The sequence below is a fragment of the Paenibacillus turicensis genome, assembly GCF_017873435.1.
GTDB lineage: Bacteria > Bacillota > Bacilli > Paenibacillales > Paenibacillaceae > Fontibacillus > Fontibacillus turicensis.
Genome location: NZ_JAGGKG010000004.1, coordinates 150,365 through 170,456, shown reverse-complemented (window position 1 = coordinate 170,456; position 20,092 = coordinate 150,365). Strand labels below are relative to the sequence as shown.

The 20,092-nt window shown below is 38.7% G+C and carries 19 protein-coding genes; 11 read left to right on the top strand and 8 right to left on the bottom strand.

Translation table 11 applies throughout. The annotated features are described in order from the left end of the window. The first annotated feature begins 106 nt into the window (after positions 1-106). Entirely contained in the window at positions 107-616 is a 510-nt protein-coding gene (locus J2Z32_RS06360; protein WP_210088336.1) for a VanZ family protein, read from the top strand. A 525-nt stretch (positions 617-1,141) separates the two neighbouring features. Here J2Z32_RS06360 and J2Z32_RS06355 read toward each other — a convergent pair. Further along, positions 1,142-1,519, bottom strand: coding sequence for a MerR family transcriptional regulator (locus J2Z32_RS06355; RefSeq protein ID WP_210088335.1), 378 nt, complete (start codon positions 1,517-1,519; stop codon positions 1,142-1,144). A gap of 125 nt (positions 1,520-1,644) precedes the next feature. Between J2Z32_RS06355 and J2Z32_RS06350 the strand changes: the two genes are divergently transcribed. Then, positions 1,645-2,616, top strand: a complete 972-nt coding sequence (locus tag J2Z32_RS06350) for an aldo/keto reductase family protein (RefSeq protein ID WP_210088334.1) — start codon at positions 1,645-1,647, stop codon at positions 2,614-2,616. A 321-nt stretch (positions 2,617-2,937) separates the two neighbouring features. Next, positions 2,938-4,473, top strand: a complete 1,536-nt coding sequence (locus J2Z32_RS06345) for a flavocytochrome c (protein WP_210088333.1) — start codon at positions 2,938-2,940, stop codon at positions 4,471-4,473. 124 nt (positions 4,474-4,597) lie between these two features. Here J2Z32_RS06345 and J2Z32_RS06340 read toward each other — a convergent pair whose 3' ends face one another. After that, the gene (locus J2Z32_RS06340; RefSeq protein ID WP_210088332.1) at positions 4,598-5,773 is read right to left on the bottom strand and encodes a phosphodiester glycosidase family protein; all 1,176 of its coding nucleotides are present in this window, start codon (positions 5,771-5,773) and stop codon (positions 4,598-4,600) included. Between the two features lie 62 nt (positions 5,774-5,835). Continuing rightward, a complete protein-coding gene (locus J2Z32_RS06335) occupies positions 5,836-6,468 on the bottom strand; it encodes a hypothetical protein (protein WP_210088331.1) in 633 nt (210 codons plus the stop codon). A gap of 199 nt (positions 6,469-6,667) precedes the next feature. Here J2Z32_RS06335 and J2Z32_RS06330 point away from each other — a divergent pair, with 199 nt between their 5' ends. Beyond that, entirely contained in the window at positions 6,668-7,024 is a 357-nt protein-coding gene (locus tag J2Z32_RS06330) for an MmcQ/YjbR family DNA-binding protein (RefSeq protein WP_210088330.1), read from the top strand. Between the two features lie 183 nt (positions 7,025-7,207). After that, positions 7,208-7,594, top strand: a complete 387-nt coding sequence (locus J2Z32_RS06325; protein ID WP_210088329.1) for a hypothetical protein — start codon at positions 7,208-7,210, stop codon at positions 7,592-7,594. Positions 7,595-7,690: 96 nt separating this feature from the next. Here the strand turns inward: J2Z32_RS06325 and J2Z32_RS06320 are convergent, their stop codons facing one another. Beyond that, positions 7,691-8,257 carry an NADPH-dependent FMN reductase gene (locus tag J2Z32_RS06320; protein WP_210088328.1) on the bottom strand — a complete coding sequence of 189 codons (567 nt, stop codon included), beginning with the start codon at positions 8,255-8,257 and terminating at the stop codon, positions 7,691-7,693. A gap of 14 nt (positions 8,258-8,271) precedes the next feature. Continuing rightward, positions 8,272-9,336 carry an LLM class flavin-dependent oxidoreductase gene (locus J2Z32_RS06315; protein WP_210088327.1) on the bottom strand — a complete coding sequence of 355 codons (1,065 nt, stop codon included), beginning with the start codon at positions 9,334-9,336 and terminating at the stop codon, positions 8,272-8,274. A 120-nt stretch (positions 9,337-9,456) separates the two neighbouring features. On the opposite strand from J2Z32_RS06315, the gene J2Z32_RS06310 reads away from it, so the two are divergent. Further along, a complete protein-coding gene (locus tag J2Z32_RS06310; RefSeq protein ID WP_210088326.1) occupies positions 9,457-9,798 on the top strand; it encodes a winged helix-turn-helix transcriptional regulator in 342 nt (113 codons plus the stop codon). Positions 9,799-9,812: 14 nt separating this feature from the next. On the opposite strand, the gene J2Z32_RS06305 is transcribed toward J2Z32_RS06310, so the two are convergent. Further along, complete coding sequence (locus J2Z32_RS06305) at positions 9,813-10,145, bottom strand: hypothetical protein (RefSeq protein WP_210088325.1); 333 nt, start codon at positions 10,143-10,145, stop codon at positions 9,813-9,815. A 200-nt stretch (positions 10,146-10,345) separates the two neighbouring features. On the opposite strand from J2Z32_RS06305, the gene J2Z32_RS06300 reads away from it, so the two are divergent. Beyond that, complete coding sequence (locus J2Z32_RS06300; protein WP_210088324.1) at positions 10,346-11,125, top strand: MerR family transcriptional regulator; 780 nt, start codon at positions 10,346-10,348, stop codon at positions 11,123-11,125. A gap of 59 nt (positions 11,126-11,184) precedes the next feature. Then, positions 11,185-11,937, top strand: a complete 753-nt coding sequence (locus tag J2Z32_RS06295; protein ID WP_210088323.1) for an SDR family NAD(P)-dependent oxidoreductase — start codon at positions 11,185-11,187, stop codon at positions 11,935-11,937. 136 nt (positions 11,938-12,073) lie between these two features. Here J2Z32_RS06295 and J2Z32_RS06290 read toward each other — a convergent pair whose 3' ends face one another. Next, a complete protein-coding gene (locus tag J2Z32_RS06290; protein WP_210088397.1) occupies positions 12,074-14,224 on the bottom strand; it encodes a TerD family protein in 2,151 nt (716 codons plus the stop codon). A 388-nt stretch (positions 14,225-14,612) separates the two neighbouring features. On the opposite strand from J2Z32_RS06290, the gene J2Z32_RS06285 reads away from it, so the two are divergent. Both J2Z32_RS06285 and J2Z32_RS06280 read left to right on the top strand, forming a co-directional pair. Continuing rightward, the gene (locus tag J2Z32_RS06285; protein ID WP_210088322.1) at positions 14,613-16,895 is read left to right on the top strand and encodes a hypothetical protein; all 2,283 of its coding nucleotides are present in this window, start codon (positions 14,613-14,615) and stop codon (positions 16,893-16,895) included. Positions 16,896-16,940: 45 nt separating this feature from the next. After that, positions 16,941-18,092 (top strand): immunity 26/phosphotriesterase HocA family protein, encoded by a 1,152-nt coding sequence (locus J2Z32_RS06280; RefSeq protein ID WP_210088321.1) that lies wholly within the window; start codon positions 16,941-16,943, stop codon positions 18,090-18,092. A 149-nt stretch (positions 18,093-18,241) separates the two neighbouring features. On the opposite strand, the gene pelA is transcribed toward J2Z32_RS06280, so the two are convergent. Continuing rightward, positions 18,242-19,195, bottom strand: a complete 954-nt coding sequence (pelA, locus tag J2Z32_RS06275; RefSeq protein ID WP_210088320.1) for a pectate lyase — start codon at positions 19,193-19,195, stop codon at positions 18,242-18,244. A 238-nt stretch (positions 19,196-19,433) separates the two neighbouring features. Here pelA and J2Z32_RS06270 point away from each other — a divergent pair, with 238 nt between their 5' ends. Further along, on the top strand, positions 19,434-20,036 hold the full coding sequence (locus tag J2Z32_RS06270; RefSeq protein ID WP_210088319.1) for a DUF1349 domain-containing protein: 603 nt from the start codon (positions 19,434-19,436) through the stop codon (positions 20,034-20,036). Positions 20,037-20,092: the final 56 nt, after the last annotated feature.

The following is a 20,092-nucleotide window of genomic DNA, read 5'->3' as shown; positions in this document are numbered from 1 at the left end:
AAAAGGAATCCCCTTACGTTCAGCATCAAGATACGCTTGTTATACAGAGCATATTTTCTGGTGTGATCTAAGGGGATTATGTTTAATTAGCTGTAGGAGGCGCAAAATGAAAGACAAAGTAACGAAAGTGACCAAGCTTCTTTTTTCTATTTATTTGATTGCATTAGTATGGATTATTTTATTTAAATTAAGTTTATCGTTTGAAGACCTTGGTCATATGAGAAGTATCAACCTAATCCCCTTTAACGAATCGCTTGTACTTAATAACAAGTTAGATTTTAGTGAAATCATAATGAATGTCATTATTTTTATGCCGCTTGGGATTTACATAGGAACCCTTTGTTCAAAATGGTCAACAGGGAGAAAGATTTTCCTGCTCTTTTTAGTCAGCTTATTATGTGAAGTCTTCCAATATATTTTGGGTGTAGGCGCATCTGACATTACAGATATTATTAACAATACCGTTGGGGGTATCGTGGGTTTGCTTATTTACGTTGGGATAGTGAAAATTTTCAAAGATCAGTTAAAAGCACAGAAATTTATTAATGTAATTGCTGGAATTGGAACAACGTTGATGGTGGTAGTGCTGGCTATTATTGTGGTGAGTAATATGTAATGAAGATTGATTGTAACTTTATAGAGTAAAGAAATTCATAACAACAGCCTCCACTGTTTTAAACGTCGCACTCACATAGAGTGCGACGTTTATATGACGTAATATTGGAAAGTCGCAAACCAATTTCAATCCACGCGCTCACATAGAGTGCGACTGCCGTAACTCCTGAATCACTCACCAAATAAGTATTTTAATCCACGCACTCACATAGAGTGCGACAAATACTGATTTTAATAGTATGACAGATGAGGTTATATTTCAATCCACGCACTCACATAGAGTGCGACAGCGGCACTTTTCGCCCCTTGTGCCATAAGGGATTTGAGCCGCAAAAGTGCGAAGGAATTATGTAAGCGTTTTAATTATACCTAAAAAATCATCAAAACGCTACAATCCCTTACTGGGCTTGAGGTGCGGAGGAGCCGGGGTTTTCATGTGAGCTTGGGGTTCGCACCAACAAGTTCTTATCACACATTTCACATTCTACTTTCCTATCTGCTCAAATCAAATCATTACTTATATCTATTAATGTGTATCAATATGAAACGTTCCTATTTCTTGATAATGCTCTAGTTTATAGTTGATGATGCCCAAGCTACGATTTAGCATGTTAATTTGATCCAAAATTTTGTCCTTATGCTCTTCTAGCAAATGTTTCCGCTCTTCACATGTCGCTGAGCCCTCTAAGCACAATGTCATAAATGCTTTGATTTCGTCTAAAGACATGCCGCTATCCTTCAGACAACATACTAATTCAAGCCAGCAGATGTCCATTTCAGAGTATTTGCGTGTACCGTATTCCGTCTTTTTTAATAAAGGCATAAGCCCCTCTTTATCATAATAACGTAAGGTTGACGGGGGGAGGTTAGTACGTTCTGCAACCTGCTTAATTGTAAACTCCATATAAATCTTCCTCTCTACAGAGAATGGTGCTTGACTTAAAGTTAAGTTTAACTCCTATTATTAGATTGAGCAATAAATTTACTTGATCCTGATAATTCAACAAAAAATTTCAAGGAGTGATCGTATTGAAATATAGACGTCTAGGAAACAGTGGGCTTAAAGTAAGTGAAATTGGGCTAGGGAGCTGGTTAACGTATGGCTCGGCAACTGCGGAGGAAACGGCGAAGGCCTGTATTCACAAGGCGTATGAGCTAGGTATTAATTTTTTTGACACCTCTAATTCATATGCTGGAGCGGAAAAGGTAATGGGGAACGCCTTAAAATCCTACCCTCGCAGCAGTTATGTGCTTGCTACAAAATTGTTTTTTCCACAAGGAAGTGGGCCAAACGACAGGGGATTGTCACGCAAGCATATTATGGAGCAATGTGAAGCTAGCTTGAAACGACTAGGTACAGATTATATCGATTTATATCAATGCCATCGTTTTGATGCGGACACACCAATGGAAGAAACACTTCGAGCGTTAGATGACCTCAAGGTACAGGGGAAAATTTTATATTCAGGTGTAAGCGAGTGGTCTGCATCGCAAATTGCAGAGGCAACGTCAATTAGTAAGCGTTTGCAGTTACGCCCATTAATTTCTAATCAACCGATTTACAATATGTTTGAGCGCTACATTGAAAAGGAAGATGTGATTACAAAATGTCAGCAGGATGGTGTTGGGTTAGTCGTATTTTCACCGCTTGCTCAAGGCGTGTTGACGGGGAAATACAAGCCAGGGCAAGAAATTCCACAAAATAGTAGAGCGGCTAATGAGCAAACAAATGGTGTAATTAACAGCTACCTACGTGAAGACGTATTGAACTGTGTAGCTAAGCTTACGGATGTTGCAAATAATATGGAATGCACCTTGTCACAGCTTGCGCTAGCATGGGTATTACGACAACCTGTTGTAAGCTCTGCTATTATTGGCTCAAGTCGTCCTTCTCAAATTGAAGAAAACGTGAAAGCGTTGGAATTAGATTTAACCCCAGAGGTGGTTGCAACAATAGATACTATTTTGTCTGAGGTTAGCGACTTTGCACCAATGAGATAAAGCATAAAGTAGAGAAAGAGAATATAGTAGAGATACAAAAAATAGAAATAGAAAAATAGCAGAATGAGATATAAAAGGTAGATGCAAAAAGATAGACAAAAGAAGATAGACAAAAGTAAAAACCCTTTAGCTTTTAACAAAAACTAAGTTGCCGTTAAAGATGTTACGGAGCACTTAGTCATTGTTTGGCTAAGGGGTTTTATTTGTGACATTACTTACATTAGTTTAAAAACTATTTTATTAATTAAATAAGCTATTAATATAGTGAACTTTATTACTATAATGATATTGTGAAATAATGCACAAGGGGGCAAATACAAAATGAAAAAGAAAACAACGGTCCTATTTACACTCCTTCTTTCCATGATTCTTGTTATTGCAGGATGCGGAAATAGTGGTAGCAGTAATACCGACAAAAAAGCGAATGAACCACAAACGAAAAATGAGGAGAAAAAGGAAGATTCAGTTGCAGGTGCGTCTCAAGCTTCATATACTCCAATTGATCAATTAAAAGATAACTACGATATCATTATTGTTGGTGCTGGTGGTGCGGGGATGTCTGCTGCACTTGAAGCAAAAGAAAAAGGATTAAACCCTGTTATTTTTGAAAAAATGCCAGTAGCTGGTGGGAATACTACAAAGTCTTCTTCTGGTATGAATGCATCTCAAACGAAATTCCAAAAAGAACAAGGGATTGAAGATAAAAACGATTTATTTTATGAAGAAACTTTAGCTGGGGGTCACAATACAAATGATAAAGAAATGCTTCGTTTCTTTGTAGACAACTCTGCTAGCGCAATTGACTGGTTAGATTCAATCGGTATCAAATTAAACAACATTACCATTACAGGTGGAATGAAGGAAAAACGTACTCACCGTCCTGAAGATGGTTCCGCAGTAGGTAAATATCTTGTAACTGGTTTAGTTAAAAATGTACAAGAAAAAAGTATTCCTTTGTTTGTAAATGCAGATGTAAAAGAAATTACGCAAGCAGACGGTAAAGTAAACGGTGTTAAAGTCGTTATTGACCAAAAAGACGAAAAAACGATTACTGCAAAAGCAGTCGTAGTGACTACAGGTGGATTTGGTTCAAACGCAGATTTAATTGCTAAAGTTAGACCAGATCTAAAAGGCTTAGTAACTACAAACCAAGTTGGTAGCACTGGTGACGGAATTACAATGATTGAAAAGCTTGGTGGCGTAACCGTTGATATGGATCAAATTCAAGTGCATCCAACCGTACAACAAGATAAATCTTATTTGATTGGTGAAGCTGTACGTGGTGAAGGTGCAATTATGGTTTCTAATGAAGGTAAACGTTTTGTAAATGAATTAAATACACGTGATAAAGTAACAGCAGCAATTAATACTTTACCTGAAAAAGCAGCAACCTTAGTCTTTGATTCAGGTGTAAAATCTCGCGTAAAAGCAATTGAGCAATACGACAAAATGGGCTTTGTTGTAAAAGGTGACACAATTGAAGATTTGGCAAAAGCAATTAATGTTCCTGCAGATCAATTAAAAGCAACGATGGATACTTGGAACAAAGCAGTGAAGGATAAAAAAGATAGTGAATTTGATAGAACCACAGGAATGGATAATGACTTATCTGGTGCACCTTATTATGCAATCAAAATCGCGCCAGGAATTCACTATACTATGGGTGGCATTAAAATCAATACAAACACAGAAGTGTTAAATAAAGAGGGTAAAGCGATTGCTGGTTTGTTTGCAGCAGGGGAAGTCACAGGTGGATTACATGGTGAAAACCGTATCGGTGGTAACTCTGTAGCTGAAATTATTATTTTCGGACGTCAAGCAGGAATCAAATCTGCAGAATATGTTCAAGCAAAATAATACAACCTCATAGAAGCATTTTAAAAACAGCAGGCTATAGGAGATTATCCTTAAGCCTGCTGTTTTTTATTTGAAGCCACTCCCTGCTATGTAGTCTCTTACCTCATAGCTGATCAAGTACTGATTATTGATATTTCACAATGATTGCATTACTAATTTTACGCCCAGGGCTTGTTAAATACTTTCCGTTATAATACAGCCCACTTGATGCGCCACCATCTAAGTTCATCGCCTGATAAGCACCTGCCTGCTTCATAATTTCGGCAAGCTGAGGAATGGTTGCTCCACCTGTGGTGATCAAAATGAGCTTGTGATCCTTTGTAATCCCAAGTGCACTTCTAGCCCCACCACCTGTTAAAATTTTAGGGTCTTTAAAGCCTTCATTTTTCACATCTAAGGCAATTTTACCGTTAACGAGAAGTCTTGGTCCTGCTTGAATTGCACCGTTGATTTGTTCCGCTTCCATCTTCTCTTTGTATTCAGCCTCATGAATCACGTTTGCGAATGAATTGTAATCAAAGGTAAATATAGATCGGTTGTCACCATAATGCTTGCGCTCCCCTTGTTGAACGATATATCCGTAAGGAGTTTTAAAGCTTTCCTTCGTATAGGCATCAAAAAATGTCCCGTTAATTGCTACGATGGCTTTGTTACGTTTAGCAATACTGCTTAAATCCTCCACCTTACCAATTTCATTGCCTGCTAAAGCGACGTCAAGCTGGATTTTAGGATGTAATAAGGAAACGGTAACCATTTGTACAGAAAATGATTTGGACTTCACCTTAAATGTTTTACGCTCGTTAGTAATAGGTTTGCTACTTGCGGTAAATTGCCCCTTCTTAGCCACAGGTAATATTACATTAGCATCGCCGAGTCCAATAGAAATCGAGGAGGATGTATTACTCCATACAACAGAATATCCAAATGCTTGTCCTAATGGTGCAACAGGGATGTAGGTAACTCCATTTTCTACAAAGGGTGCTTCTATGAGCGTGATCATTTCCTCATTGTTTTGTGCGGATTTGCTCCCGACTGTAAATGTGAGGGTTTTATCATTTTGCGTAATGATAATTTTTTTCTGATCAGCAATCCATTGTACCGTTACATCAGGAAACTGGCTTAAAGTAGCCACTGGGATAAAGGTTTGATTACTTTTAGCATCCAATAAACCAACTTGCTTCGGAGTAGGTGCAGCGGCTTGAGCTGAACCCGAAGCAATAGTCGTTAGCGTGACAGTGAGCAGTGCTGCACATAGTGCTAAGCTTCCCCTTTTTAAAACAGACAAAACCTTTTTCTTCATTTGTTTAAGTCCCCTTTAGTATGATGATAGTTATAAAGTAGTGCGCAACTAGTTCTAAAGTATTATCGGGATAAAAGTAGTTTTTGTGAAGGGAAATGTTCTTCCCAATATTGTTTCATCGTATGAAGTACATCTAGCTTTTCTTGTTCTGTCACCCCTTGTTGACTAAAATCTGCTTGTTGCCAATATCGATAGTTCATATAAATCGCATGCTTGTGTGCTCTAATTTCGCAATAAAAATCCATAGAGTTATAATCCAAGATATTTTTCCAAATTAAAAATTGTTCTTCGACTCCTTTGTTCTCAAAAATGGGGATACGTGGCGTAGCATCATGCCCTGTATACTGTTCGCCGTAAAAGGCATCTATAGTTTGAATATGTCCTACAATATTGTGATTTAGCTCATCTAGATCCTCCGCAGGGATCCATAACTCATGATGTTGCTTTGAGCCTACAATCTGCTCCTCATATTGATCAATAAATGGGCTAGCCACCTCAAATTTAGTAACGAAGCCTACATATCCTGAAAAAGGGTCCTTAGTATTCCAATCCCGTGCAATTTGTGTAGCATATTTTTGATTTAGTACGGGGTAGAAAATAGGCTGTTCAGGCAAACGCGGAGGAAATGCCTTTAGGTCAAGCTCTAGTATAAGTTTCATTTCTTGTGACCCTACCGGTCTATATAAGGTTTTCATGACGGTTGCTCCTTATCTTGATTAGCTTGATTATAAGTACTAGTTTTTTTAGTTACTCAACTAAATTATATGAAAAGTTTACCATCTTTGAAATGAATTTAAAAGAATAATACGAACGTCAGTTTGTTTTTGGAGTGGGATTAACCTATACTTACAGTGAAGTGTTTTAAAAGGATAAAAGGATAAAGGGATGATTAGGATGAAGCTACGACAAGAAGTGATTGAATATTGCTTAACCCTAGAAAATACATATGAAGATTACCCATTTCATGATAGTAATTGGGCTGTCATACGTCATGGAATGAATAAAAAGATGTTTGCATGTATCTTTGAGAGACAAGGTTATATTTGGATCAATGTGAAGGGTGAGCCTGAGTTATTAGACTTGCACAGACAAATGTACACCGCAGTAGTTCCTGCGTTTCATATGAATAAAGAGCACTGGAATTCAATTATTTTAGATGGAACCGTACCAGAAGAAGAAATCTGTGCGATGATTGTTCATAGTTACATGCTAACCAAACCAAAAATAAGAATAAATAAAAGCAGTAACTGAGTGAATGGTAGGGAGAGCCTTAAAAGTTACGTGGTTTTTTGTGATTTTTATTATTTTTGAAAAATTGAACTTAGACTATTCTAAACTTAATATAAGATTTAAAACTTGAGAAATCTGATGTTACAAGTTACGGGGAGTAAAGGGATGAAGGGGTTGAACATTTAGAAGTAGGGGGCACAGAGTATGAGAAAAATTAAATTAGGCAACTTGATTAGTTTACTGATTTTGACCCTAGTGATTGTCATTACTGGTTGTGATCGAAGATTATTGTATATAGGAAATAGTACTTCAAATGCAATGAATGGTTCGTATAAGTTGTTTAGTGGGACTGAAGATAAAAATATTAACCTGAAGCAAGGGGAAATCTTGAATATAAAGTATTCTTCCGAGGTGACAAGTGGCAAGTTGTTCATTCAATTGTTTAATCCTGAGAAAGAGCTTATTAACGATTTTAAAACAAACGCATCAGATGATGTAGAGATCAAGGCAGAGCAAAGTGGCAAATACCAAATAAAAGTCATAGGTGAAGATGCCAGCGGCAGTTTTGATGTCAGTTTCTCAGTAAAGTAAAAGAAGAAAAAAAAGCACCGCTAACGAAGTAGATGAATCTCATCTTTTCATGCAGCAGTGCTTTTTTTTAAAAAATATGATCAAAAACCATATTCCTTAAAAACCATATTCCTCATCTTTTTTTGCTTGAATCGCTTGGTACAAATCTGCTTGGAGCTTAATATCCTCTGCAAGACGTTCCATCCGGAACAACACATCATCGTTGGTAATCGTTTTTTGTGCAAAATCCTTTTCTTCGATAAATACGTAGGTTTGCACAATTTGTGCCTTCATATAAGATAAAATAGGTTTGAGCTGCTGCTCTGCAACGAGATAATGCTTGCTTGAGCCTGCGGTAACCACGATCCCCACCACTTTACCAAGTAAAGCCTGTGGAGGTAACAGGTCAAAAATATTTTTTAATGTGCCTGGCAAGGAGGCTTGAAATACAGGTGTCCCAAAAATAATGACATCCGAGTCCATTAACTGCTGTGTGACATACCCCGTATCCCCTTCATATTCCAAATAGTTGCGTCCATCGCTAAACTGTAGCTCATAATCTGCAAGATTTATGAGCTCGACGGTGTCCGAATTAAATTGCTTCTCTACATATCCTTTCATTATTTCAAGGGCTGTATTTGTTTTAGAGCCAACAACGGTGCCCACAAGTAAGGTGACCTTCATTGTATCTTTCTCCTTTACGACTTAGTTTTAACAGAATTAGCAGTGTACTTCCGTAAAGCAGGAAGTATCTCCGTTCCGATAATCTCAATGTTATTCATAATTTTCGCATGAGGTACACCACCAAAATCTAGTTGTCCCGTATATCGTTGATTACCGAAAACTTCATGCTGATGAAGAATTTTTTCGATAATCTGTTGAGGACTACCAACATTAATTGTGTCGCGTGTATCCATACCCTGCGCGAAGTTTTGTTTAGGATAGCCATGTCCATTCGTAATCTTCATTCCTTCATTAATATGTGGGTAGTATTCTTTAAGTGCCTGTTGGGAAGTTTCACTCACATAAAAAAATCCTGCCGTGGCAATAGGAAGCTGATTTGGATCAAAGCCAGCGTCAGTTGCCGCCTCTCGATAAGCATCAACAGTATGCTTAAATGTAGAGGCGGGGCCACCAAGATGAGCCATATACATCGGTACACCTGCCTGCCCCGCGCGAATAGCGCTTTCCAAGCTACCACCAACCGCTCGCCATATTGGTAACTGTCCAGTCTTCGGACGTGGTAAGACATGTGCATTTGTTAAAGGCTTACGGAAGGAGCCACTCCAGTTCAGATATTCCTGTTGATTAATCTTGAGTAATAAATCAAATTTTTCCTCAAATAGCTCCTCATAATCATTTAGGTTATAACCAAGTAATTTATATAAGCCAACTCGAGAAGCACGACCTGCAATAATCTCGGCTCTTCCGTCTGAAATTAAGTCAATAGTAGCAAAATCCTCAAATAAGCGTACTGGATCAAGTGTACTAATTACTGTAGTTGAGCTTCCAATCTTTATTGTATTAGTTGCCTGTGCAATGGCGGATAATACCACCGTGTGAGCCTGTGTTGCAAAATAGTCCTGATGGCTCTCGCCAACGCTAAAAAAGTCAACTCCCGCTTGTTCAGCGAGCTGTGCCATTTCAATAATCTGCTTAACTCTCTCCTGTGCTGAAATATGTTCTCTGGAAACTGGATGTGGAAGATGATCACCTAACGTATATATCCCAAACTCAAAGTTATTCTGTGAGGGAAAAGACATCTTATACACTCCTTTAATTATTGATATAAACTAATTATAATTTATTATCTATAAAATTGTAAGTAGTATATAAAATGTGCTATAGTATCCTTAAGGAAACTAATGGGAGGATATCATATTATGGTTCGTAAAAATCCTGAGTTTTGCAAGATAGAAAATGCCCTAGAGGTGCTTGTAGGAAAGTGGAAGCCCATCATTTTATTATATTTAATGGAGCATGATAAGATGCGTTTTGGAGAGCTACGACGTAAATTACCAGGCATAACCCAAAAAATGCTCACCAAGCAGCTAAGAGAACTTGAAGCAGAAGAGCTGATTAGTCGCAAGGTTTATCCAGAAGTCCCACCCAAGGTGGAATATTCAATTACTGAATACGGAAAAACATTAAATGGAATTTTAGAGGCGATGCATGAGTGGGGCGTGCGCCATCAGGAGCGGATGAGTGGAAAGCAGGGAAAATGAGGCTATCAACGTCCTTATGTTTCACTTTTAATTTTATCAATCGCAATGGCGTAAATATTTTCAATTAAACCATGCTTATCACTTTGCTTAAGTAATTTTTTCAGTTTAGGTAATGCGGGTTTTCCTAATTCAACTATGTTTTCAAAAGCCTGATTATTCTTAATATAGTCATAGGGACTAGAACTAAGGCCAACTGGTGTAGACGCCAAATCAGAGATGGATTGCTCAAGCTCCGCTATATTTTGTTGAATTTTTTGTTCCATATTAACCTGAACTTTAAAATACGATACAGTCACAAACACAATAATAAACGAAGTCATTAACAAATAAAATAATTTCTTCTTCATAGGTTCACGTCCTTTAGGATCTGAATGAGAGGATGTTATATACATAACGTAGTAGGCATAGAAAAATTTCTATTTTCACTTCAAAAAATTAAATAAAAACTGATATAAGTGCTCTTGTGCTTGTTTAATTGATGAAAACTGATATATTCCTTTCCAAACAATATATATAGTTAGAAACTATGACGAGGAGGAAAGAATTGATGGATGAAGGGTTGCTTTTAATTAATGACTTCAGCAAGTTAACTGGTCTCTCCAGAAAGGCATTGTATCTCTATGACGAACAAAACCTCTTATCTCCTGCTTTTGTGCACTCTGAAACAGATTATCGTTACTACCATCAGAATCAATTGCTGACTGCCAAACGGATTCGGTTGTTGAAACAAGCTGGTTTTGGACTGAAAGAGATCAAGCAGGTATTTGATGAACAGTTAGATAAAGATGAAATTCAAACCCTGATTGAACAGAAGGTAAAAGCAGAAGAGCAGAAGATCATTCAGGCGACGGGAGCAATCGAGCAATTAAAACAACTGACAAGAGATCTGGATGGTTTAGCCGCGGAGGAAACTAGCTATGTTCCTGCTATAGAGGTAACGGAACTACCGGTATTGATGAATGAGAATATCTGTGTCGTCCTTAATGAAGCAGAAAAGTTACTAGCTGAGAACAATACAACGCAAGACGAGCGGATAATCAAGTACAGGATACAGGATGGGAAGGTAATTCCAGTGGCAGTGGCTTTTCGAGGAATGGGGCAAAACTTTGAGAGGGGTGTGCCCCTATCGTACTTTGGGTTTAACGCACAGATTTTCCGATGCGAAGTGAATCCTTACCAGGAAGAATCTCCACTAAAGATTTTGGACCTTATGGAAAAATCTCAACGAGAATTTTCTACCATTTTTGTCTATGAACGAATCTTGAATCCGGACGATTTCCTGTATTCTACCAACCGTTTTTCCGAATTTATTATTCCAATCAGCTAATCCTAGTTGACCTTTCCCTTAGGGAAAACCTTATAGTCGTTACTAGGAGGCGATAGATAATGGAAAAAAGTAAGTACGCTCTGGTCACAGGTGCTTCAAGAGGGATTGGAAAAGCGATTGCCATCCAATTGGCAAGGGATGGATTTCACCTGCTGTTGCATTATAATCAGAACCTGGAACAAATAAAAGAAGTTCAACGGAACATTCATGCTTTAGGCAGACTGAGTCACCTAATCCAAGGGGATTTCAACACCACCCAAGAAATCCAGAAGTTCATTGAGAGAGTTAATGACCAAATGGCACAAGCAAGCATACTTCTTCATACCATCGTCCATAACGCCGGACATGCAACGTCAAACGGGTTTGCGGAAGCGGACTTTGAGGAGTTCGACCTGCTCTTCAATGCTAATGTAAAAGCGCCATACTTTATCAGCCAATCGTTGCTGGAGAAGGTGGAAGACCAGGGGCGGATCATCTGTATCTCTTCAGGTGTCACCCGAATCGCCTTTCCGCACATGATGCTGTACAGCATGACTAAAGGGGCAATCAATACAATGACATTTACGCTAGCGAAAGAAGTCGGTAAGAGAGGGATAACTGTCAATTCGGTGATGCCTGGGATCATCGACACGGATTCGACTGCAGACTGGCTCCATACAGCTGAAGGCCAGAAAAACGCAGCGGAAATGAGCGCACTTGGACGAGAAGGGCAGCCAGAAGAAATCGCGCAGGTTGTTTCTTTTCTGGCGAGTGAAAAGGCGAGCTTTATTACGGGACACAATTTGGACGCAACGGGTGGCAGCCATCTATAGGTCAGTAAATAACAGCCAAGGGATTCCATGAGAATTTTCTTGGCTTTTTGTATGAGCCGCCTGGCGTTCTTGTCTGCATCCTTACGTACAAAACATATAAAACAAAAAAAGAAGAACTTCATGACGAAGCTCTTCCTTATAAATATTGACCAACAATAGTACCTGTGTCAAAAGGGGTAACCCCTTCATCCATTGAAAAGATAGTGTCGGCTTCTTCAATATTGCTTGTAACCACACCTCTTGCTGTCGCATGTAATTGGAACAAATCGTATAAATTAGGCTTCACCACAGATGTCATCGCTTGCCCAATTGCGATCATTCCCTTTAAATTACCTTCGACATTGTTGTAATAAGCAGGATGTCTACGAAGTGCAAGATCACACCAAATGACTTCTCGCTTGAACAAATCAAGAATAACAGGGATTGCAATTTGTGTATCTGCGGCTAAGTCAATCACATCTACGACGGTTTTAGGATTAAATACTTCTCTAGAATCCGTTTTGCTACGCATCATCCAACCAGCAAAGCATTCAGGCAAGTCACAAAAGGCTTGGAGTGTAAATGAATTTAAATAGGATACGACATAACGACCGCCATATTGCAGAACAGAATCAATATCGATATCAATGAATTCACATGCGCCTTGAGGGGCAGAGACGATATCCCCACTATGATATGCCTTGTACTGGGAAGAACGAAGGTTGGTATAAGAAATATGCTCCATATATTCCCATTTCTTATTATACATAATGCCAGACAAGTCAATATCTACACGTCCACTATGCGTACCATTGATTTTTCCTTCCTTCCACCACAAGAAAAAGCGAATTGTATTACCTTGAGGCATCGCAATGCGACTTCCTCTCGTTAATGTACGGAGCGATTTACTTGCAGAACGCATTCCGAAGGGAACATGATGTTTTTGCAATGAATCTGCAATAAACACCTTCCCTAAAGGCTCAAGAGTACTGAAGCGCTCAATAAGCACCTGCTGGCATAACGTAACAATTTCTGAACAGAACTGTTCACTTAATTTAGGCAATGTATTTGGAATCGCTATCGCTTTACCGACACTCCCCTTTGGGAAAAAGGTACGCCATTTAGGTGCATGATTTCTATGGTTAAAGTGGGTCATAACTTGCAATAGTACAGGTGTAGAAACCTCCTTAGCGATGAGGCTAAAGGTAAAGACAACCTCATCAGGCGAAGGATGTGTACGAAGCAAATGATCAAGACGACGAGCAAATTCACCAGGACGTTCTGCTAAAAGATAGGTTGCCCCTACGGTATTATGATAGCGAAGCGCCTGCTCTACCTCAGTACGAAACGTTACTATTTTTTGTCCATTACGAATAGAGTCAAAGGCCTCTGCACTTTGCGGATACTGTTTTTTATATTCCGAAGGATGGATAATTTCACCTAAACGAATCCAGCGCTCTTTATATCTCACCATATCCTCTAGCGGCTCATTGCATTGATTCAATAAACCTAACAGCAGTCTGCGCTCTGAGCGCTTGAACTTTCTGAATTTAGTATTGTCGGCTAAGCTGACATCGCCCTCTGATAAGGCTACCGCTAGGCGAAGCACATCCGTTGCTGTCTTAAAATAGCGGCCAATATAAGTGACATCGGCTTTCCCGTATTTTAGTAACAATCCTGCAATAAAGGCTACATTTTCTTTTAAAGGAATCTCTGAAGGTAATAATTGCGCTACATTTTGTTCCTCCATAATAACAAGCTCTATAAGCTCCTTGTCCCCTGGGGAAATGGAGGTTTTAGCTGACATTAAATGCTGAATCATTTCATAAAATTGCTCTAGACCACCTAGTTCAATCACACGTAAGTTCTTTTTAGCTAATTTCTCTTTTTCTTTATTATTCTCTTTATCATTAAATATAGCGGTTTTGATTTCATGTGCGGATGTCTGATCAATGACTTCTTCCTCTGGCATTAGCAGCGTATAGTAATGATAGATTGCATTCAAGTAAAGCTCGGCTTCATCCATCTCCATCACTTGCTCAGGAAAATTTGGATACATCGGCTTGTATTTGTAGTTTGCCTTTACCATCCTTTTAAGCTGTGCTTCAATAGAACGATAATTTGCAATAAAATTAGGGATAGATAATGTTCGTAAGGCTTCAATTAATGGTTTAGAAAAGGTAAAGCCAAGCTGCTCTATATTTTTAATTGCAGAAGCTAAGTAGGATGTAGGAACACGATGTTGACTTGGTTCAATGATCCATTTTAGTTGCTGTTGTAAGTAAATTTCATTGTACATCGTATTCATGTTTGATTTGGTGGACAATATGGCCACCTCCTTAATAAGTAATACACAAGCAGGAAACCCGCATCTCTGAACGCCTAATGTTTTATAGAAGGAAGAAATGCGATAGCCTGCTTGCGTCATCTGGAAGTCTGCCACCCTATTAGATTAAGGGTTAATTAGAAGGAAGGATGGCAATAGCCTGATGATAAGAAGAAGCGTATGCTGCTTCCTGTCATTTACTTTAGCAAAGGAAAAATATACTGAACATGGTAAAAGTATTACGAACCGAAAAATTACATGATCACATTGTTGTTTCATTTTCCTATTTTTAGTTTTATGTAAAGTGGGCATAATTACCTGATTTGTATACTTGTCTGTTGTTTTGGATTAGAGAGAAGGAGAAAAGAATATGAAACGTATTGGAAATTTTTTAATGAAATTTATTTTTTTATTCCCTGTCATATTTTTAAGCTTTATGGTATGGCGGGATTATAGTTCTGAAATAAATTACGTGAATGAAAGCCCCCCGTCATTAAGTGGAATATATTATTTTGATGAAGGGAATAAACTTGCGGTGTTGAGAGCTGGGGAACATGGAAACCTTAATCTCAATATTATTGACGCTAAAAGTGGGGAAGTTTTAAAAACAACAACGATGCCTTCTAATGTTCACAATCAGGTTGTAGGTGCATATCAGCAAGATAAATTAGTGCTTACAACTTATGGGGATGAAGAGAAGCTAGTGGTCAAAACGATTGATCCTAGTATGGAGATCACTACGATTTCACAAGGAGAGCTTCTAATTCCAACCTTTTTAGGATCAGATGTAAAAGCGTGGCGGGATAGATTGTTTATGGCTGGAGATACCGTTAATAATGAAATGTATGTGGCGCAAATTAGAGATGGCAAGCTGGAGAAGGCGATCCTAAAAAAAGGGGATTTGCTACCCGTACGACCTGAACGAATACGTCTAGTAAATGGTTTAGAGGATCAAGGCTCCACGGTTCCAATATTTGAAGTTAGCTTAATCAATGATGAGACGGCATACATAAGTGGCATTTTAAACGACAAGCAGGTTCCGTTAGTCACATTGCAGCAAAAAAATGAAAATACCTTTACAGGCAGAGAGCGAGCAGAAGCGGAGTTTAAAAAACAATTTAAAATAAACCAGACGAAACGAATTGGGGTGGACGGAGGTTTCCCGTCACAACCTAAATATTTTAATACAGTAACTCAGAAATGGGGAGCGCGTGTTGCTACGCCAAAACCCCTGTATAATGCGATCATCTATACTTTAAATCAAGATGAGGTTTTAATGCTGGGATCAACGACTGAAGATAAACTAGAGGGCAAGTCACTTGGTTATATTGTAAATACACAATCGGGAGCAATGACAGACGTAACGCCACTGGTTGCTCCGCTTGCATACAGTGATTTAGAAAAAGCAGGAGTTTCTTTCTTTAAAAATTATAAAAGTGAATGGTTGTATTACAACATTCAAGGGCAAAATGCCGGCGTGATGAATGTAGCAAACGACCAAACACAGCAAGCTACAGAGCAGCAAGCTCAGAAGTGGATTAATTATAAAGTTGCGAGCGTTTCTTTAGAAAGCTTTTTGCATTATTTGAGTAGCTGGAATGCTTTAGTGATTAATTGGATTGTGTGGGTTGGCATAACACTATTTACTGTATTAGGTCTAGGCATATTACCCGGATTAATGAGAAGAAGTCGTATGAGTAAGCTAGCCAAAGGTGTCGTATGCCAAGGGACGATCATCAATATGAAGGAAACGGGCTTATACGTCAACGAACGACCACAGGTGTTATTTACAGTTGAATTTGAGGATGAAGGTAGATTAAAAACAGTAGAGATTAAACAAGTAATTTCCTTCTTAAATGCGGGGAATATTGGCGATTCTGTCGTGATTAGTTATGATCGTAAACGAAATCGTGCGATGTTCCTTACAGAGGAAGATACAATGCCTTCAGGCAATTCACCAAGAGGGAAAGCTGCACAAGGTGAGCAAAGTGAGCAAATTAATAATGCGGTGTTAGAGCAAATTGAGAAGTTTGGATCAATTGGGCGAGGGAGAGCACTACTCTTACATTTTAATGCGGCGGGTAAAAAGTATGCTGTGCCTGTCGTTCAGCCTATTGGATTTGAATATCGAATTGGTGAGCAGGCGACACTCCTTATCGTAAATGGATTAACACGAATTCGTAGCTACTGTCGTGCTTTATATAACAAGGATAGTAACATGGTTCAGCTACAAGGTAAAATTGTAGGAATTGATAAGTACTCCATTACGATTCAAAATCGTCAGTTGATGTTGGTGGATGTCGTTGTTGAAGAAGGCCCTGTACGTTTAAATAAAAGTAACAGCTTGTTTGTACCTCAAGGCATGCCATTACAAGAAGGTTTACCACTGCCAGTGAGCTTTAGAAATGAGGATTTCAGGAAAGAGGTTCGCTTGCTGAAAGGAAAGCAAGGTGGGGCAAAGGTTGTGGATGTGACATATTCAGGCACAATTGGAGAGCGGCCGTTTGCTCATATTACAGTCGAGCGTGCAGGAACTTTGTTCACAATTGAGCAATCGATTGAACCGGTTTATGGAGTTGCTGTTGGGGATGAAATTTGGATTGCGTATGACGAGGTCTCAAGAGAAGCAGTAATTATTAATTATGCATCGTAGGTGGCATACACCAAAATCAAACATACTACCAGAGGGGATGTTGAGTTGGAGCAGTGGCAGTGGCTTAGTAATGAAATTCGTCCATTTGTAGGGCTAGAATTGGTTCAATCCTCTTGGGATTTAGTAGAGCTAAAAAAAGGTTATTATGTTTATTTTGATGGCGATTTGATCCGTAAACGAATTTCAAGTTCACTTGAAGCTTATCAGGAAGAGGATGTGGACATCAAGGTTCGAGAACGCGCCTTTGTGTTGCCAAAAACAAACAGAGGCAAAGAAAAAAAACTGAATTATACAAGTGTGTCTAGCTTCAAGGCAGATGGAGTCACCTTCTCGACTGGAATAATAAGGGATAATGGTCAGGGCTACGTTACTGCGTATAATTCACGGAATAGTATGAACTTGCCCTTTTCAGGATATGAGCATTTGAGCAGTAAGGAAGAAATTGTAGCATGGTTAGCTCATTTTCCTACAACGATACCTCCAGATTATAAGCAGAAGCTAAATCGCTTAAAACATATGAAAAATAAAGGTTATCACGCTGTGCCTGGAGATATTTTTAGAGTCGAGCTTGATTTATTTACTTATGGATATGTATTAGTGATTGGCAAACTGCGTGACTTGGAGAAGGATAACCTATTTATAGAGGAAAGTATTTGGAAAAATGTAATGACGATGCCACTGTTCGTGAGACCTTATTTATGGAAAACGACGGAGCGTTCACCATCATTAGAGGACATTGTTGCCGCTCCATTATCTGAGTCAACAAAAATCGTAATGGACGATCACTTTTTACGTGGGAGATATGAGTTTCTCTATCACAAGGAGCTAGAGGAAGAGGATATTGTTTTTCCAGTTGGATACGGACCTAGCTTGAACTACGGCAAGGAACGTATTTATCGATTAAGCTGGGGGTTAGGTACAGTGTTTAAGCCTGAGGAGCAAACCACCTTTAAACCTGATTGGAATTTTCTTAATCATGGTGTGTCTGCGGGCATTTCACCAGTGAACTTTGCTCCACCCTCTGAACGGGGAAACGAAAAAGCCTTAACTCATCCTCAGTATGAACAGGCGTGGAAGGAAGTACTTAGAGAGTTTGGTTTTTCGGATGATATTACGTACGATGAGTTCTGCCGAGAGACAGGAGCTTTAACCCGATCACAATATCTTGATTATGTGAAAAGCAAATACCTTCGCTAGTTTTGGCTTTTGCCAACCACTAATTTATATAGAGGAAGAGAAGGATAATATAGAAAATGATTTAGCCCCTTATATCGTATTCCGCTACAAGGGGCTAAATTTTATACTAATATGTTAAGCATGAAATTAAACATGTATTAAGCTGACCTCTATAATTTTGAAGGCCAATTTCCGTACCACGCATAGCCTGTTCTACGTTCTTTTTCAATATCGCTGAGTCTAAATTTTACGACACCGTCACGTCCTACAAAGATAGGGCGATGGGTATTAATTTCATAAAATCTAGCCCAAATTGGTGTTTTGTTGCTTGGGTCACTGATTACGACAACATCGCCATTTTTCTTTTCTACACGAATGCCTGTGATTTGGACAGATTTAAACCAATTTTCAGCTGCCTTAATTGAAGCTGTAATTTTGCTGTTAGCTGGTCTAGTTTTAAGGAATTTAACAATGTTAACACTTTCAGAAGCAGTTATTGATGGCACCTCATAAGCTCTTGCACTAGCAGGTGCTAGATTACTAGCATTGTGCTGTTGTCCCCATGCCGTTAACACACCTTTAGACACGATTTGTGTCTTTAAGATACAATCTACGCCTTTATTAACAGCTTGTTTGCTTCTATTTGCTAAATTACTATCGACAAAAGAGAAATCGCCTTTTCTATTTCCAACATCATCTAATAATATCATTACATTAATCATCGCATTATCATTATACGTAATATGAGCGTGATAACCGGACCCTTGATATACTTGTGGCCATCCACCATTAGAATACTGCATATTTAGTAGAAAATTAATTCCTTTTATCGCTGCGTTAGAATACGTTTTATTGTTTGTTTTCTTGAACTCAGCAGCGAGTCTTCTTATTTCAGTATAAGTTGCTTTGTTGTCAATGGTAGCTTTAGCCCATTCACCACTAGTTTGCTTGTAATCCTTACGCCAACCCCCGTTAGAAAGCTGGTTTTTAACAATATCCGAAATACTTGCCGTTGTACCTGAGGCATCTGCAGCAACAACGGTGCCAACTGGCTGTAAAATGGCGGCAGGGACAGAGAGAAGTAGTGTGAAAGCGATTGCAGCAGAAATCGTACTCTTTTTCATAAAATCAACCTTTCTATAATTATATTAGTATTTTTGTAATAAATTACAATTAACTAGAGTGTAAAGGATAGCTCAGATGAAAGTCAATATTTGTAAGCATTTTTAAAGTAATAAAACTTAAATTGTTATGAATTAAGGTTAGAAGTATATTTTAGAGGCATAGATTTGATGGTATATTATACCTTGTGGTGCACCCTTTTTACGAGAGAGCGTTGTAACTATGGAGGAGGAGCTTGTTATGAAAAAAATCGATTTCGAGCATTTCAAGTGGCTTAATGAAAGTGACCTTAGATTTGAAGATGACAAAATGATCATGTATGCCCCACCACAAAGTGATTTCTTCTGCAGTCATAAAGTTTCTTCCCAGACGGGAACGCCTGAGTCACGTACAAATGCTCCTTTTTTCTTTACAGAAGTAGCGGGTGATTTTGTAATGAAGGTGAAGGTGGAGCTTGAATTCAAGGATGTCTATGACTCTGCCACCATTATGGTAATGGATAATTTGGAGTTGTGGGCGAAGTTATGCTTTGAATATACCGAATTTGATACACATGCAGTGGTGAGTGTCGTGACCAATGGGATGTCGGATGATGCCAATGGCAACAACGTAGAGGGAAATGAAATGTGGCTACAAATGACACGAGTAGGGCAATCCTTTGCTTTTCATTATTCCGTAGATGGGAAGAAATACGATATGGTCAGGTATTTCCATCTACCCGTTCAAGATACAGTCAAAGTCGGGTTTGTACCCCAATCCCCCTCAGGTCAAGGTGGGAAACGTGTCTATTCCCAATTTTCATTACAATCTAAGACGGTAAGTAATCTAAGAATGGGACAATAAAATAAATTACTTATAGCAGTTACTTAAAAACACTTAAGCTTGTGCAAAAATAAGCT

Excerpts from the sequence above, each read along its gene's own strand:
- J2Z32_RS06330 (WP_210088330.1), top strand. The coding sequence starts at position 6,668 with ATGAAGCTACGACAAGAAGTGATTGAATATTGCTTAACCCTAGAAAAT.
- J2Z32_RS06315 (WP_210088327.1), bottom strand. The coding sequence starts at position 9,336 with ATGTCTTTTCCCTCACAGAATAACTTTGAGTTTGGGATATATACGTTA.
- J2Z32_RS06290 (WP_210088397.1), bottom strand. The coding sequence starts at position 14,224 with ATGAATACGATGTACAATGAAATTTACTTACAACAGCAACTAAAATGG.
- J2Z32_RS06270 (WP_210088319.1), top strand. The coding sequence starts at position 19,434 with ATGAAAAAAATCGATTTCGAGCATTTCAAGTGGCTTAATGAAAGTGAC.
- J2Z32_RS06325 (WP_210088329.1), top strand. The coding sequence starts at position 7,208 with ATGAGAAAAATTAAATTAGGCAACTTGATTAGTTTACTGATTTTGACC.
- pelA (WP_210088320.1), bottom strand. The coding sequence starts at position 19,195 with ATGAAAAAGAGTACGATTTCTGCTGCAATCGCTTTCACACTACTTCTC.
- J2Z32_RS06340 (WP_210088332.1), bottom strand. The coding sequence starts at position 5,773 with ATGAAGAAAAAGGTTTTGTCTGTTTTAAAAAGGGGAAGCTTAGCACTA.
- J2Z32_RS06320 (WP_210088328.1), bottom strand. The coding sequence starts at position 8,257 with ATGAAGGTCACCTTACTTGTGGGCACCGTTGTTGGCTCTAAAACAAAT.
- J2Z32_RS06300 (WP_210088324.1), top strand. The coding sequence starts at position 10,346 with ATGGATGAAGGGTTGCTTTTAATTAATGACTTCAGCAAGTTAACTGGT.
- J2Z32_RS06355 (WP_210088335.1), bottom strand. The coding sequence starts at position 1,519 with ATGGAGTTTACAATTAAGCAGGTTGCAGAACGTACTAACCTCCCCCCG.
- J2Z32_RS06295 (WP_210088323.1), top strand. The coding sequence starts at position 11,185 with ATGGAAAAAAGTAAGTACGCTCTGGTCACAGGTGCTTCAAGAGGGATT.
- J2Z32_RS06360 (WP_210088336.1), top strand. The coding sequence starts at position 107 with ATGAAAGACAAAGTAACGAAAGTGACCAAGCTTCTTTTTTCTATTTAT.
- J2Z32_RS06285 (WP_210088322.1), top strand. The coding sequence starts at position 14,613 with ATGAAACGTATTGGAAATTTTTTAATGAAATTTATTTTTTTATTCCCT.
- J2Z32_RS06305 (WP_210088325.1), bottom strand. The coding sequence starts at position 10,145 with ATGAAGAAGAAATTATTTTATTTGTTAATGACTTCGTTTATTATTGTG.
- J2Z32_RS06335 (WP_210088331.1), bottom strand. The coding sequence starts at position 6,468 with ATGAAAACCTTATATAGACCGGTAGGGTCACAAGAAATGAAACTTATA.
- J2Z32_RS06345 (WP_210088333.1), top strand. The coding sequence starts at position 2,938 with ATGAAAAAGAAAACAACGGTCCTATTTACACTCCTTCTTTCCATGATT.
- J2Z32_RS06310 (WP_210088326.1), top strand. The coding sequence starts at position 9,457 with ATGGTTCGTAAAAATCCTGAGTTTTGCAAGATAGAAAATGCCCTAGAG.